This is a genomic window from Stenotrophomonas sp. Steno-C18 (assembly GCF_056393195.1).
The window spans coordinates 499,422-514,350 of record NZ_JBWJOX010000001.1; the positions used below are offsets into that span (position 1 = coordinate 499,422).

The following is a 14,929-nucleotide window of genomic DNA, read 5'->3' on the forward strand; positions in this document are numbered from 1 at the left end:
GACCATGACTGCCTATCGTCCCTTGCTGCTTTCCGCCGCATTGACCACGGTGCTGGCCGCCTGTGCCACCACGCCCAGCGCCGATCCCGCCGCCCATCTGCCGGTACCGGCGCAGTACGGCCGCGGCGATGCCGCCGCCAACGCACCGGTGCAGGACATCCAGCGCGAGGTCACCGCACCGCCCGCCGACATCCGTGCAGACGCCTGGTGGCAAGGGTTCGCCGACCCACGCCTGGACCAGCTGATCGCACGCGTGCTCGACAGCAACACCGACATGGCCTCGGCCGGACTGAAGCTCGAGCGCGCACGCGCGCAGGCCGGCCTGGCCGGTGCCGACCTGTGGCCGCAGGCATCGGGTTCGGTCAGTGCCAGTGCCAGCCGCAGCACCGACAGCGGCGACGACTGGTCCCGCAACCACGGCGCCAGCGTGTCGCTGGGCTGGGAGCTGGACCTGTGGGGCAAGCTGCGCGGCCAGCGCGACATCGCCCGCTGGGAAGCGCAGGCCACCGCGCAGGACCTGCAGAGCACGGCGTTGAGCCTGGTCGGCCAGAGCTGCGAGCTGTACTGGCAGCTGGGCTACCTCAACCAGGCCATCGCCACCGGCCAGGCCAACCTCGATCGGTTGGAGCGTACCGCCGCGCTGGTGCAAAGCCAGTTCAAGGCCGGCGCGGTCTCGCGGCTGGAGGTGCGCCAGGCGCAACAGAACATCGAGAGCCAACGCGCCGCGCAGGCCCAGCTGGAACAGCAGCGGGTGGAAACCCGCAACGCACTGACCGTGCTGCTCGACGGCCAGCCTTGGCCGCTGGCCGATGAGCCGCAGAACCTGGACGTGGCGCAGAGCCCGGCGCTGGCAGAAGGGCTGCCGGCCGAACTGCTGGCACGTCGCCCGGACCTGCGCGCGGCCGAGCTGCGCCTGCGCCAGTCGCTGGCCAGCATCAAGGTCACCGCCACCAGCTACTACCCGAGCCTGAGCCTGAGCGGCAGCATCGGCAGCTCCAGCCCCTCGCTGGGTGAGGTACTGACCCATCCGGTGGCAACGCTGGGCGCGGGCCTGAGTTTGCCGTTCCTGAAGTTCCGACAGATGCAGCTGGACATCGATTCGGCCGACCTCTCCTACCAGATCGCCGCCAATGATTTCCGCCGGACGCTGTACACCGCGCTGTCGGACGTGGACAACGCCCTGTCCGCGCGCACGCGCCTGGCCCAGCAGCTCGCCGCCGCGCAGGCCTCGTACGAGGAAGCGGTGGAGATCGCGCGGCTGTATGAAGTGCGCTACCGCGCCGGCGCGACCGACCTGCGCACCTGGCTGGAAGCCGAGCAGACCCGTCGCAGTTCCGAGTTGTCGCTGGCGCAGGTCAAGCGCAGCCAGCTGGTCAACGACGTGACCCTGTACAAGGCATTGGGGGGTGGGACCCCGTGATGGAACCCCTTCTCCCGTCTGCGTGAGAAGGGAGTCATCGCGCCATCCGGCAGCTCCCGCACCGCTCGCAATCCAAGCCCCTCTCCTGCCCCGCGGGAGAGGGGTTGGGGTGAGGGCACGTATCGCGGAACGCAAAAGCAACAGCGCCCTCATCCGGTGCTTCGCACCACCTTCTCCCGCAGGCGGGAGAAGGGAGTCATCACGCCATCCGGCAGTTCCCGCACCGCTCGCAATTCAAGCCCCTCTCCCGCCTAGCGGGAGAGGGGTTGGGGTGAGGGCCGCTTTTACGACGCGGGCGCAATCCCATGCGCACGCAGCACATCGCGCACCTTGTCCAAGGGAATCGCCTCCACCGTCTTGCCGTTGCCACTCGTGGTGGTCGCCATGAACAAGGCGTTGTAGACCGCCTCTTCCACCGCATCGACGCTGGCCTGGAACACCGCGCTCATCGGCTCGTTGGCCAGCTCCGTGATCTGCAGGCGGGTCGCATCGAATGCCCGTCGCACCGACTCGGCGGTGGAGAACGCCAGCACATAATCGCCGCTGCCGTTGGAGGCCGAGCTGCCGGTGCGCCCCAGTCCCATCATCCCGCGCGAGGCCAACCGCTTCAGGTTGCGGTCCGACAACGGGGCGTCGGTGGCGATCACGATGATCACCGAGCCATCGCCCCGGTCATCAGCCAGGCCGCCCGTGTTGTCCTGCATCGCCACCGCGTTCTGGAATGCATAGCGGTCCAGCGCGCGGCCGACCGGCGCGCCTTCCACCTGCAGCACGCCGCCGAAGTTGGCCTGCACCAGCACGCCGACCGTCCAGCCGCCGAGGCTGTCGGGCAGCTTGCGCGAAGAGGTTCCGATCCCGCCCTTCCAACCGAACGCCACCGTGCCGGTGCCGGCACCCACGCTGCCTTCCTGCACCGGCCCGCTCTTGGCGCTTTCCAGTGCATTCCGCACTGCCCCGGCGGTGATCGGCCTGGCGCGGATGTCATTGAGTCCGCCGTCGTTGGTTTCGCCGACCACGACATTCAGTGAGCGCACCTGCTGCATGTCCGGCTGGGCCAGCATCCACTCGGCCATCGCATCGGCCGCCTTCCACACGCACAACGTGCAGGTCAGCAGGATCGGGGTTTCCAGCTCGCCCAGTTCGTTGACCTGGGTGCTGCCGATGAACTTGCCGAAGCCATTGCCCACGTGCACCGCCGCCGGCACCCGTGAGCGATAGGCATTGCCCGGGTGCGGCAGGATCGCGGTGACGCCCGTGCGCACGCTGTCGCCCTCGGCCAGCGTCACCTGGCCCACGCGCACGCCGGCCACGTCGGTGATCGCGTTGTAGTGGCCCGGCGCGAAGATGCCCGGGGCCACGCCCAGGTCACGGGCGCGGGCGCGCGGGGCTTCCTGTGCGGAAGCCACCAGGGCGCACAGCCCCAGCAGCGCCGCAGTCAGTCGAAGGGAGAGACGATACGGCGCAGGGAGCATGTGGTTTCCTCTTACAGTCGTTGGCGGACGGCTTCGAACAGCGCCACGCCGGTGGCGACGGAGACATTGAGGCTCTCGATGTCGCCCGGCATCGGGATGCGCACCAGCTGGTCGCAGGTTTCGCGGGTGAGGCGACGCAGGCCATCGGCTTCGCCGCCCATCACCAGCGCCACGTTGCCGCGCAGGTCCAGCTGGTGGAGGGTGGTGTCCACCTCACCGGCCAGGCCGTACACCCACACGCCCAGCTTCTGCATGTCCTTGATGCAGCGGACCAGGTTGGTCACCGCGACCACCGGGATGCGGTCAGCGGCGCCGGCACTGACCTTGCGCACCGTGGCATTGACCGGCGCGCTCTTGTCCTTGGGGATCACCACGGCGGTGACGCCGGCGGCGGCAGCACTGCGCAGGCACGCGCCGAGGTTGTGCGGGTCCTGTACCTCATCGAGCACCAGCACCAGCGCCTTGCCCTCGGCGGCCTCGATCAGGCCTTCCAGTTCGTTCTCGGCCCACAGCTTGGGCGCGGCGTACCGCGCGGCCACGCCCTGGTGGCGCACCTGGCCGGCCACGCCGCCCAGCGCCTGGGCGTTGACCTTGCGCACGTCGATGCCCTTGCGCAGGGCTTCTTCCTCGATTTCGACCAGGCGCGGGTTCTTGGCACCGGCCTCGATCAGGACCTCGCGGACGTTCTCCGGGTCCTTTTCAATCGAAGAAGCCACGGCATTGACGCCGACGATCCATTGGTTCTGCTTGCTCATGGGCGTCACATGGGGAAATTCGGGGGGTGGCAATGGTAGGCCCAATCGGGCCGGCCCGCAGCTGCCACCGGCCTGCGGGGGACTGCCCGGGCGCCGCCACGCAGCGGCGGCACCCCGGTCCTCAGTACTTCTGCTTGGTCCGCTTGGCCGGCTTGCCGCGCTCGGGCAGCGGCGGCAGGCCGCTGTCCATGGCCTCCCCGTCCAGCTTCTCGACCAGGCGGAAGTCGATCTTGCGCTCCTCCATGCTGGCCTTGAGCACCAGGATCCGGACCCGGTCGCCCAGCCGGAACGCGTTGCCGCGGCGGTCGCCACTGAGCGTCTTGCGGATCGGGTCGAACTGGTAATAGTCGTGCGGCAACTGGGTCACGTGGACCAGGCCGTTGACCTTGGACTCGTCCAGCTCCACGAACAGGCCGAAGCTGGTCACGCCGCTGATCACGCCATCGAACTGGCCACCAACGTGCTTTTCCATCCACGCCGCGCGGAAACGCTCGTCGACCTCGCGCTCGGCCTCGTCGGCACGGCGCTCGCGTTCGGAGCACTGCAGCGCCAGGGCTGCCATCTCGCGCGGGGTGTAGGTGTACTTCTCGCGCGGCGCGCCGGTCAGCGCGTACTTGATCGCGCGGTGCACCAGCAGGTCGGGGTAGCGGCGGATCGGCGAGGTGAAGTGCGCGTACGCCTCCAGCGCCAGGCCGAAGTGGCCGTTGTTGTCCGGCGAATACACCGCCAGCGACTGGCTGCGCAGCAGCACCGATTCCAGCAGCGCCGCGTCCGGGCGCTCGCGCACCTTCTTCAGCAGCTTGGTGTAGTCGCCCGGCTGCACCTTGCTCCAGGCCGGCAGGCTGAGCTTGAACTCCTTCAGGAATTCCAGCAGATCGGCGAACTTGGACTCCGGCGGCCGCTCGTGCACACGGAACGGGGCCGGGATGTGCGTGGACAGCAGGTAGCGCGCGGCCTCCACGTTGGCCGCGATCATGCATTCCTCGATCAGCTTGTGCGCGTCGTTGCGCACCATCATGCCGGCCTGGGTGACTTCACCGCGGTTGTCCAGCACGAAGCGCACTTCGGAGGATTCGAACTCGATCGCGCCACGACGCTCGCGCGCCTTGGCCAGGATGCGGTACAGCTGGTGCAGGCTCTCGATCTGCGGCAACAGCGGGCCGATGAAGGCCTTGGCGTCGGCATCGTCCTCGCCCACCGCGGCCCACACCTGGGTGTAGGTCAGGCGTGCATGCGAGTTCATCACCGCTTCGTAGAACTTCGAGCCGGTCACCTGGCCGTCGCGGCCCACCTGCATGTCGCAGACGAAGCACATGCGGTCTTCCTTCGGCCGCAACGAGCAGATGCCGTTGGACAGGGTCTCCGGCAACATCGGCACGACGAAGCCGGGGAAGTACACCGAGGTGGCGCGCTTCTGTGCCTCATCGTCCAGCGGCGTGCCGGGACGCACGTAGTTGGACACGTCGGCAATGGCCACCACCAGGCGGAAGCCGTCGCGGTTCGGTTCGCAGTACACCGCGTCGTCGAAATCCTTGGCATCCTCGCCATCGATGGTCACCAGCGGCATCGAACGCAGGTCCACGCGCTTGCCGATCATCGACGGCTCGACCGTCATCGGGATGGCGGTGGCTTCGTCCAGCACTTCCGGCGGGAACTCGTACGGCAGCTCGTGGCCGTGGATGGCGGTTTCCACCACCAGCGACGGGGTCAGCTTGTCGCCCAGCACTGCGATGATCCTGCCGATCGGCGGGCGCCGCGAATCCGGGGCGTGGGTCAGCTCGCATACCACCAGCTGCCCATCCTTGGCCCCGCCGGTGGCATCGGCCGGGATCTGGATGTTGCGCTGGATGCGCTTGTCGTCCGGCACCACGTAGCTGATGCCGGCCTCGACGCTGAAATGGCCGATCAGGCGGTTGACGCCGCGCTCCAGCACGCGCGCGATGGCGCCTTCGCGGCGACCACGGCGGTCGATGCCGGTGACGTTGGCCAGCGCACGGTCACCGTGCATGACCTTGCGCATTTCATACGGCGACAGGAACAGGTCGTCGCCGCCCTCGTCCGGGCGCAGGAAGCCGAAGCCCTCCGGGTTGGCGATCACCACGCCGGGGATCAGGCTCAATGCCAGCACCGGGGCGAAGCCGCCACGGCGGTTCTGCACCAGCTGCCCATCGCGCACCATCGCCCCGAGGCGCTTGGCCAACGCATCGGCGCGGTCCGGTTCGGTCAGGCCCAACTGCGCGCCGATCTCCTCGGCGTTCTGCGGCCCCTCGCAGCGCTCCAGCAACTGCAGGATCGCCTCGCGGCTGGCGATGGGCTGGGCGTAGCGCTCGGCCTCGCGTGCGGCGTAGGGGTCATCGAAGGCAGGGGCCGGGGCCGCCTTGCGGCGGCCGCGCACGAAACTCTGTGGCGAGGCGTTGTCCGGCGTCTTCTTGCCGCGGCCGGGCTTGGCCGGGGCGGTCATGCTGTCCGGCATCCAGGCCGGCAGCTTGGTGGATTTGCGGGCCTTGCCCGGCGCCTTGCCCGGCGTGCTGCCGGAGGCGGACTTGTGGGCCTTGCCGGCCCCAGTGGTCTTTTTGTTTTTCATCGCCCTACATGGTACCTGCTGTGCCGTGGATACAGTGCGTACGCCGTCAAGCGCGGCGGATGTGAAAAAACGTTGACAAAGCCCGTCACCCCGGCCAAAATCGCCGGCCTGAAATGCCCAGGTGGCGGAATTGGTAGACGCACTAGTTTCAGGTACTAGCGGGTAAAACCGTGGAGGTTCGAGTCCTCTCCTGGGCACCAAGCACAAGATCAGACCCGCGCAAGCGGGTCTTTTCGTATCCGGCGTTCAACGCAGCCCTGCCGGCACGAAGGAGCCCTTCCCGCACCGGCCTTCACAAAAGTGTTGACGAAGGAAAAAACGACCCGCATAATCTCGCTCCTGAGTCGCCCAGGTGGCGGAATTGGTAGACGCACTAGCTTCAGGTGCTAGCGGGGGCAACTTCGTGGAGGTTCGAGTCCTCTCCTGGGCACCACGACTCAAGAATGAAGAAACCCGCGAAAGCGGGTTTTTTCATGCCCGCGATCCAGCACGGGACAGGCGGTGCCGAGCCACGCCCGGCAAGCATCCCGGCGCAGCATGCCTGCGCTCACCCCCTGCATCACCCCTGCACGTCAGCGCGCGAACTCCTTCGCACCGGCCACACACGGCACCGCGGCCAGCGTCACTGCACGCTCACCGCCTCGTGCAGCAACGATGCCACCGGCATTGCACTCGCCTTGCGCGCTTCCCCCTGAAGGAAGACATCGCGCCCGCCACCGGCAACGCCTTCGATCAATCGCACAACGCCGGCAGCGTCCTGCGGTTCAACGCCGCCCAACAAGTGGATGAGCGCTTCCACGAGGTGCTCGCACGCGCGTTGTCCGCCGCAGTTGGTGATGTCCGCAGGGACGCGATGCAGGACTGATGCAGCGCTGAAAAAAACCTGCGCATCGCCTGCGAAATCCTGTTGACATGTCGCGCGTTCTCCAACAGAATTCACGCCCTGAGTCGCCCAGGTGGCGGAATTGGTAGACGCACTAGTTTCAGGTACTAGCGGGTAAAACCGTGGAGGTTCGAGTCCTCTCCTGGGCACCACGACTCAAACAGATCAAACCCGCGAAAGCGGGTTTTTTCATGCCTGCAGTCCAGCACGAAAGAAGATCGAAGCAAGGCAGTGCCGGGCAATGCCCGGCACGTATCCGGCAGGGCACAGCGCAGCACGGCAGCGCTCTATCGCTGCACCACCCGATCGTGCCGAGCCACGCTCGGCACGTATCCGGCACCTGCTCCGCCAACGCCGATCAATGACCGCCCGCCGACGCAGCGCCACCGCCCGCACCGAACGGCGGCTTGGCCATCCACACGATGCCGGTGATCAACAGGAACACCCAGCCCAGCAACAGGAAGATGTCGTTGAAGCCCATCTGCGAGGCTTGGTGCACGATCATGTTGTCCAGCACCGCGGCACCGCGCTGCAGATCGCCCTGCCCCATCGCGGTGACCTGCGCATGCATGCCCGGGTCGTACAGCGACACGTGCTCGGTCAGGCTGGCGTGGTGCTGCTGGGTGCGGCGCGCCCACAGCCAGGTGGTCAGCGAGGCCGCGAAGCTGCCGCCAAGGGTGCGCAGGAAGGTCGCCAGGCCCGAACCTGCCGCCACTTCACGGCCATCCAGGTCGGACAGCACGATCTGCAGCACCGGCATGAAGAACAGCGCCACACCCAGGCCCATCAACAGCTGCACGCCGGCCACATGCTCGAAGTTGACCTGCAGGTTGAAGCCCGCGCGCAGGAAGCAGGTCGCCGACAACACCACGAAGGCGAAGCTGGCCAGCGTGCGCATGTCGAAGCGGTGCCCGAACTTGCCCAGCAACGGCGCCAACAACACCGGCAGGAAACCCAACGGCGCCGTGGCCAGGCCAGCCCAGATCGCGGTGTACCCCATGTCCCGCTGCAACCACTGCGGGATCATCAGCGCCACCGAGAAGAACGCGGCGTAGCCGACCACCATCGCCAGCGTACCGGCGCGGAAGTTGCGGTGGCGCAGCAGGCGCAGGTCGACGATCGGGTCCTTGTCGGTCAGCTCCCAGATCACGAACACCGCCAGCATCACCACCGCGATGCAGGTCAGCACCACGATCTTGGTCGAGGCGAACCAGTCTTCCTCGTTGCCCAGGTCCAGCATCAGCTGCAGGCAGCCCACGCCGATCACCAGGGTGACCAGGCCGACGTAGTCCATCTTCGGCTTCTCGACCTGCTCCACGCGGTGCCGCAGCTGGCCACCGACGATGGCTGCGGCGATCACGCCCAGCGGCACGTTGATCAGGAAGATCCATTCCCAGCTGTAGTTGTCGGTGATCCAGCCACCGAGGATGGGCCCGGCGATCGGCGCGACCACCGTGATCATCGCCAGCAGCGCCAGCGCCTGCCCCCGCTTCTCGCGCGGATAGATCGACACCAGCAGCGACTGGGTGATCGGGTACATCGGGCCGGCGACGAAGCCCTGCAGCGCGCGCGAAACCACCAGCATGCCCATGCTCTGCGCGATGCCGCACAGCAGCGAGGCGATGGAGAAGGCGATGGTCGCCCACATGAACAACTTCACCTCGCCGAAGCGCCGGCTCAGCCAGCCGGTCAGCGGCAGCGCGATGGCCGTGCTGACCGCGAACGAGGTGATGACCCATGTCGCCTGCTGCGAACTGGCACCGAGGTTGCCGGCGATGGTCGGCAGCGAGACGTTGGCGATCGTGGTGTCGAGCACCTGCATGAACGACGCCAGCGCCAGGCCGGCCGTGCACAGCGCGACGTTGACCGGCGCCTGGCCGGCCTCCGCCTGCGGGGCTGCGGGAGCTTGAGCGGACATGGTGACCTCAGCCGGCGCGGGCCGACGACGGCAGGTTGCCCTGGATGATGGTGTGGATCAGCGCGTCGGCTTCCTGCAGCTGCCTGGCGTAGACCTCGGTGCCATACACGGTGCCCTTGGCGACGTCGGCCGGCAGCACGCTGCCCTTCTGGTCGTGCAGGTTCACCTCGGCCTTCATCGACAGGCCGATGCGCAACGGGTGGTCAGCCAGCTGCTTGGCATCGATGGCCACGCGCACCGGCACGCGCTGCACGATCTTGATCCAGTTGCCGCTGGCGTTCTGCGCCGGCAGCAGCGAGAACGCCGAACCGGTGCCCAGGCCCAGGCTGGTGATGTGGCCCTTGTAGGTCACCTCGCCGCCGTACAGGTCCGAGCGCAGTTCCACCTCCTGGCCCAGGCGCATGTGGCGCAGCTGGGTTTCCTTGAAGTTGGCCTCCACCCACATCTGCTCGGTCGGCACCACCGCCATCAGCGCGGCGCCCGGCTGCACGCGCTGGCCGACCTGCACCGAACGACGGGCCACGTAGCCACTGACCGGCGCCACGATGCCGGCGCGGGCATTGTTCAGATAGGCCTGGCGCAGCTGCGCCGCGGCGGCCTGCACGTCGGGCTGGGTGGCGATGACGGTGTCATCGACCAGCGCGCGGCTGCGCTCCACGCTTTCGCGCGAACCGGACACCGCCGCTTCGGCGGCCGCCAGTTCATCGGCGGCGTGGGCAAGTTCCTCGCGCGAGATCGCGCCGGTATCGGCCAGGCCCTTGCGCCGCGCGTAGTCCTCGCGGGCGCGCTTGAGCGTGACCTGGCGGGCGTTCAACTCGGCCTGCGCGCCTTCCACGCTGCGGTACATGCCGCGCACCTGGCGCACGGTGCGGGCCAGGTTGGCTTCAGCCTGCTGCATGGCCACCTCGGTGTCGGCCGGGTCCAGCTGCACCAGCAACTGGCCCTGCTCCACCTTCATGCCGTCATCGGCGGCGATGGACACCACCGTGCCACCGACCAGCGGGGTGATCTGCACCTGGTTGCCGACCACGTAGGCGTCGTCGGTTTCCTCGGCCCAGCGGCCCATCAGGTAGTACCACGCCACGAAGGCGACCAGCAGGATCGCCACGATCAGGAACAGGCCGCGCAGCAGCTTGCCGCGGCGGCTGGGTGCGGCGGCGGCCGCGTCATTGGAAGAAGTCTGGCTCATGGAAAGGACTCTCAGGAATTCGGAAGATCGGAAGCCTTGGCGGCACCCGGCAGCGCGTCGTCGCCGGGCTGGTAACCACCGCCCAGCGCCGCGCTCAACTGCACCGAGGACAACAGCTGCTGCGACTGCAGGTTGCTCAGCCGCTGCTGCGCTTGCAGCAGCACGTCCTGGGTGCCGAGCACGTCCAGGTAGTTGCCGATGCCCGCGCGGTAGCGCTGCTGCGCCAGCGCGTTGGCCGACTGCGCGGTGGCCACGGCCTGCTGCTGGGCTTCCACCTGGGTGCCCAGCGAACGCACCGCGTTGACCTGGTCGGCCACCTCGCGCAGCGCCTGCACCACGGTGGTGTTGTAGCTGGCCACGGCCAGGTCGTAATCGGCGTCACTCTTGGCCAACCCGGCGCGCAGACGGCCACCGTCGAAGATCGGCAGGCTCAATGCCGGTGCCAGCAGGCCGAAGGTGGAGCCACTTTCCAGCAGGCTGCCGACGTCCTTGGACACCACGCCGCCGAGCGCCATCAGGTTGAGGCTGGGATAGAAATGCGACTTGGCGACATGGATCTGCTTGTCCGAGGCTTCCACCCGCCAACGCGCGGCGACCACGTCGGGGCGACGACCCAGCAGTTCGCTGGGCAACACGCCCGGCAACTGCAGCGCCAACGGGTTCAGCGCCTCCGGCACGGTGATCTGCAGGCCGCGGTCCGGCCCCTGGCCCAGCAATGCGGCCAGCCCGTTGCGGGCGGCATCGATCTGCTGCTGCGCCGCCAACTGCTGCTGACGTGCCAGCGGGATGCGGGCTTCGGCCTGGCGCACCTGCAGGTCGCTGTCGATGCCGGCGCTGCGGCGCTGGCGGGTCAGTTGCAGCAACTGTTCCGAGCGTGCCAGCTCGTCATTGGCCACCCGCTGCAGGGCACCGGCGTGGGCCAACTGGGCGTAACCCTGGACGATGGCCGCCGACAGGTCCAGCCGTGCCGCCTGCGCGTCCACCGCCGCGGCATGCCGGCTGTCCACCGCCGCTTCCCAGGTGGCGCGCTTGCCGCCCCACAGGTCCACGCCGTAGCTGAAGTTCAGCACGGTCTGCACGCTGCCGGCGTAATGGCCACCGGCCTCGCCCAGCATCGATTCGGGCAGGCGCATGCCGGTGTAGCCCGGCGAGACCGACAGGCTGGGCATGCGTTCGGCCTTGCTCCCGGCCACCTGCGCCTGGGCTTGGCGCAAGCGCGCATCGGCCACTTCCAGCGACGGACTGTTGCGCAGCCCTTCGGCGACCAGCGCGTCGAGCTGGGCGTCGCCCAGGGCACGCCACCAGTCCACGGCCGGGAAACCGGAGGCGCTCAGGTCATCACCGGCCAGGCTGCGGCCGGCCTGCAGGCCGTCCATGTCGAGCAGGCGTCCCTGCGGCTGCAGCCCACGGCTGCTGGCACAGGCGGTGAGCGCCAACGCCAAAACGCCCACCAACAGCGGGCGGGCTGATTGCAATGGATGAGTTTTCATGGGGAAGAGAGGGAGTCGCGGACTCGGGTCAACAGGGAAGTCAAAAGAGCGCGCTCGGCGTCGTCGAGGTCGCGCATGGCCAGGTCCATCACCCGGTCACCGCGCACCTTCAACTGCTGCCAGAGCGCCTGGCCTTTTTCGGTAAGCACGATCTGCAGCGCACGCCGGTCCTGCGCATGCGGCTCGCGGCGCAGGCAGCCCAGCGCTTCGAGCTTGTCCAGCAGGCGCGTGACCGCGCTGGGCACCTGGTTGATGGCCTGGCCCAGCTCGGCCGCCGTGCACGGGCCCATGTTGGCCAGCACCTTCAGGCCCACGTAGTGGGTGAAGTTGATGCCCAGGCCTTCTTCGGCCATGGCGGCATCGAGCTGGCGCACCAGCCCGTCGCCGACCTGGCGCAACAGCAGGCCGAAACTGGGGGGCATGGCGATCGGGGGCACGGACAGGCAGGAAATCATGGGGCGGCATATTATTTCCATTTGGAAATATTCTCAATGGAACATTTCCAACAAAAAGTGAATTCAGTGTTACAGATTTGGATCGAATCCTGCGCCGTGCCGGTTGCCGCGGCGGTACACGCTTGGCATCGCCGCCGCCATCCGGATAATCGGGCGGCTGGAAGCCGGCAGCCACGCCGCGGCTTCAACGTTCACAGGTAGCACCACCCGCAATGACCGACCTTGCACGCCCCGCGTTCCACGGCTTCGAACAGCAGCCGCTGCGTGAATACGCCGAACGCGCCTATCTCGATTACTCCATGTATGTGGTCCTGGACCGCGCCCTGCCGTTCATCGGCGACGGGCTCAAGCCGGTGCAGCGCCGCATCATCTACTCGATGAGCGAGCTGGGGCTCAGCGCCTCGGCCAAGCCCAAGAAGTCGGCACGCACCGTCGGTGACGTGATCGGTAAGTACCACCCGCACGGCGACAGCGCCTGCTACGAAGCACTGGTGCTGATGGCCCAGCCGTTCTCCTACCGCTACCCGCTGATCGACGGCCAGGGCAACTTCGGCTCCAGCGACGACCCCAAGTCGTTCGCGGCCATGCGCTATACCGAATCCAAGCTCACCCCCATCGCCGAAGTGCTCCTGGGCGAGCTGGGCCAGGGCACCGTGGACTGGACGCCCAACTTCGACGGCACCCTGGAAGAGCCCAGCTGGCTGCCGGCGCGCCTGCCGCACCTGCTGCTCAACGGCACCACCGGCATCGCCGTGGGCATGGCCACCGACGTGCCCTCGCACAATCTCAATGAGATCGTCAGCGCGCTGGTGCACCTGATCGACGACCCGGACGCCACCGTGGCCGAGCTGTGCGAGCACGTGAAGGGCCCGGACTACCCGACCACCGCCGAGATCATCACCTCGCCGTCGGACCTGCGGAACATCTACGAGACCGGCAACGGCAGCGTGCGCGCCCGCGCCACCTTCCTGCGCGAGGCCAGCAACATCGTGGTCAACGCGCTGCCGCACCAGGTCTCCCCGTCCAAGGTGATCGAGCAGATCGCCGCGCAGATGCGCGCCAAGAAGCTGCCGTGGCTGGAAGACATCCGCGACGAGTCCGACCACGCCAACCCGGTACGGGTGGTGCTGATCCCGCGTTCCAACCGCGTCGATGCCGAACAGCTGATGGGCCACCTGTTCGCCACCACCGACCTGGAACGCAGCTACCGCGTCAACCTCAACGTGATCGGCCTGGACGGGCGCCCGCAGGTCAAGAACCTGAAGATGCTGCTCGGCGAATGGCTGCGCTTCCGCCAGGACACCGTCACCCGCCGCCTGACCCACCGCCTGCAGAAGGTCGAGCGTCGCCTGCACCTGTTGGAAGGCTTGCTGATCGCCTTCCTCAACCTGGATGAGGTGATCCGCATCATCCGCACCGAGGACGATGCCAAGGCCGCGCTGATCGCCCGCTTCGCGCTGAGCGAGGACCAGGCCGAGTACATCCTGGAGACCAAGCTCAAGCAGCTGGCCCGCCTGGAGGAAATGAAGATCCGTGGCGAGCAGGACGAGCTGGCCAAGGAACGCGACAAGATCCTGTCGATCCTGCAGAGCAGCGCCAAGCTGAAGAAGCTGGTCAAGGACGAGCTGCTGGCCGATGCCAAGAAGTTCGGCGATGCCCGCCGTTCGCCGCTGGTGCAGCGCGTTGCCGCCCAGGCCATCGACGAGACCGAGCTGGTCGCCAGCGAACCGATGACCGTGGTGCTCTCGGAGAAGGGCTGGGTGCGCGCGGCCAAGGGCCACGACGTGGACGGCGCCACGCTGTCCTACCGCGAAGGCGATGGCCTGCTTGCCGCCACCCGCACCCGCAGCACCCAGCAGGTCGCCTTCCTCGACAGCGAGGGTCGCGCTTACTCCACGCCGGTGCACACCCTGCCCTCGGCACGCGGCAACGGCGAGCCACTGACCGGTCGTTTCTCGCCGGCGGCGGGCAGCTCCTTCGTCACCGTGGCCAGTGGCGAGAACAACACCCGCTTCGTGCTGGCCTCCTCGCACGGCTATGGCTTCGTCACCCGCTTCGAGAACCTGGTCGGCCGCAACAAGGCCGGCAAGGCGATGCTCAACCTGAGCACCGGCTCGGCGGTGCTGTCGCCGTCCGTGGTCGCCAACCCGGAGACCGACCGCATCGTCGCGGTGACCAGCGCCGGCAACATGCTGGCCATCCCGGCCGCCGACCTGCCCGAGCTGGACAAGGGCAAGGGCAACAAGATCATCGAGATCCCCAAGGCCAAGCTCTCCACCGAGCGCGTGGTGGCGGTGGTCGCGGTGGGCCCGGGCAATACCCTGCTGGTCCGCAGCGGCCAGCGCACGATGAACCTGTCGTTCAAGGACCTGGAAACCTACCTGGGCACCCGGGCCACGCGCGGGCACCTGCTGCCGAGGGGGTGGCAGAAGGTCGAAGGGCTGGAAGTCCAGTAATTCACTTCACTGGCGCCCGGCGGCGCGTTCGGCAATGCGATTGCCAGATGTGTGCGTGGCGCGGCAGAAGGTCGAAGGACTGGAAGTCCAGTAATTCACTTCACTGGCGCGCGGCGGCGCGTTCGGCAATGCGATTGCCGGATGTGTGCATGGCGCGGCAGAGGTCGAAGGGCTGGAAGTCCAGTAATCACGAAAAAGCCGGGCAGAACGCCCGGCTTTTTTTCGCAGGAGCGGCCTCGGCCGCGAAGCCGATGAACGCGTCGGTCAGGCACGGCCTGCATCTGCAGCATGCCCGGCATCGCGGCCG

10 protein-coding genes and 3 tRNA genes are annotated in these 14,929 nt (G+C 67.7%); 5 read left to right on the plus strand and 8 right to left on the minus strand.

The window, feature by feature from the left end; genetic code table 11:
* Positions 1-4: 4 nt before the first annotated feature.
* Complete coding sequence (locus tag AC06FE_RS02395; RefSeq protein WP_478072139.1) at positions 5-1,420, plus strand: efflux transporter outer membrane subunit; 1,416 nt, start codon at positions 5-7, stop codon at positions 1,418-1,420.
* A 284-nt stretch (positions 1,421-1,704) separates the two neighbouring features.
* Here AC06FE_RS02395 and AC06FE_RS02400 read toward each other — a convergent pair whose 3' ends face one another.
* The 3 genes from AC06FE_RS02400 to rnr all read right to left on the minus strand — a co-directional run bounded on the left by AC06FE_RS02400 (position 1,705) and on the right by rnr (position 6,231).
* On the minus strand, positions 1,705-2,892 hold the full coding sequence (locus AC06FE_RS02400) for a DmpA family aminopeptidase (RefSeq protein WP_478072140.1): 1,188 nt from the start codon (positions 2,890-2,892) through the stop codon (positions 1,705-1,707).
* 11 nt (positions 2,893-2,903) lie between these two features.
* On the minus strand, positions 2,904-3,647 hold the full coding sequence (rlmB, locus tag AC06FE_RS02405) for a 23S rRNA (guanosine(2251)-2'-O)-methyltransferase RlmB (protein WP_478072141.1): 744 nt from the start codon (positions 3,645-3,647) through the stop codon (positions 2,904-2,906).
* 121 nt (positions 3,648-3,768) lie between these two features.
* Positions 3,769-6,231, minus strand: coding sequence for a ribonuclease R (gene rnr / locus AC06FE_RS02410; protein ID WP_478072142.1), 2,463 nt, complete (start codon positions 6,229-6,231; stop codon positions 3,769-3,771).
* Between the two features lie 115 nt (positions 6,232-6,346).
* On the opposite strand from rnr, the gene AC06FE_RS02415 reads away from it, so the two are divergent.
* Both AC06FE_RS02415 and AC06FE_RS02420 read left to right on the plus strand, forming a co-directional pair.
* Positions 6,347-6,431, plus strand: a tRNA-Leu gene (locus AC06FE_RS02415).
* Positions 6,432-6,577: 146 nt separating this feature from the next.
* Positions 6,578-6,664: transfer RNA gene (locus AC06FE_RS02420), tRNA-Leu, on the plus strand.
* A 189-nt stretch (positions 6,665-6,853) separates the two neighbouring features.
* Here the strand turns inward: AC06FE_RS02420 and AC06FE_RS02425 are convergent.
* Entirely contained in the window at positions 6,854-7,171 is a 318-nt protein-coding gene (locus tag AC06FE_RS02425; RefSeq protein ID WP_478072143.1) for a hypothetical protein, read from the minus strand.
* A gap of 10 nt (positions 7,172-7,181) precedes the next feature.
* Between AC06FE_RS02425 and AC06FE_RS02430 the strand changes: the two genes are divergently transcribed.
* Positions 7,182-7,266 (plus strand) — tRNA-Leu (locus AC06FE_RS02430).
* 206 nt (positions 7,267-7,472) lie between these two features.
* Here the strand turns inward: AC06FE_RS02430 and AC06FE_RS02435 are convergent.
* Genes AC06FE_RS02435 through AC06FE_RS02450 form a run of 4 tightly spaced genes read right to left on the minus strand, consistent with a single transcriptional unit; the run spans position 7,473 to position 12,133 of the window.
* On the minus strand, positions 7,473-9,032 hold the full coding sequence (locus AC06FE_RS02435; protein WP_132865106.1) for a DHA2 family efflux MFS transporter permease subunit: 1,560 nt from the start codon (positions 9,030-9,032) through the stop codon (positions 7,473-7,475).
* A 7-nt stretch (positions 9,033-9,039) separates the two neighbouring features.
* Entirely contained in the window at positions 9,040-10,221 is a 1,182-nt protein-coding gene (locus tag AC06FE_RS02440) for a multidrug transporter (RefSeq protein WP_478072144.1), read from the minus strand.
* An 11-nt stretch (positions 10,222-10,232) separates the two neighbouring features.
* Complete coding sequence (locus AC06FE_RS02445) at positions 10,233-11,711, minus strand: efflux transporter outer membrane subunit (RefSeq protein WP_478072145.1); 1,479 nt, start codon at positions 11,709-11,711, stop codon at positions 10,233-10,235.
* The gene (locus AC06FE_RS02450; RefSeq protein WP_132865109.1) at positions 11,708-12,133 is read right to left on the minus strand and encodes a MarR family winged helix-turn-helix transcriptional regulator; all 426 of its coding nucleotides are present in this window, start codon (positions 12,131-12,133) and stop codon (positions 11,708-11,710) included. Before AC06FE_RS02450 ends, AC06FE_RS02445 begins: the two co-directional genes overlap by 4 nt.
* Positions 12,134-12,378: 245 nt before the next feature.
* Between AC06FE_RS02450 and parC the strand changes: the two genes are divergently transcribed.
* Positions 12,379-14,622, plus strand: coding sequence for a DNA topoisomerase IV subunit A (parC, locus tag AC06FE_RS02455; RefSeq protein ID WP_192287988.1), 2,244 nt, complete (start codon positions 12,379-12,381; stop codon positions 14,620-14,622).
* Positions 14,623-14,929: the final 307 nt, after the last annotated feature.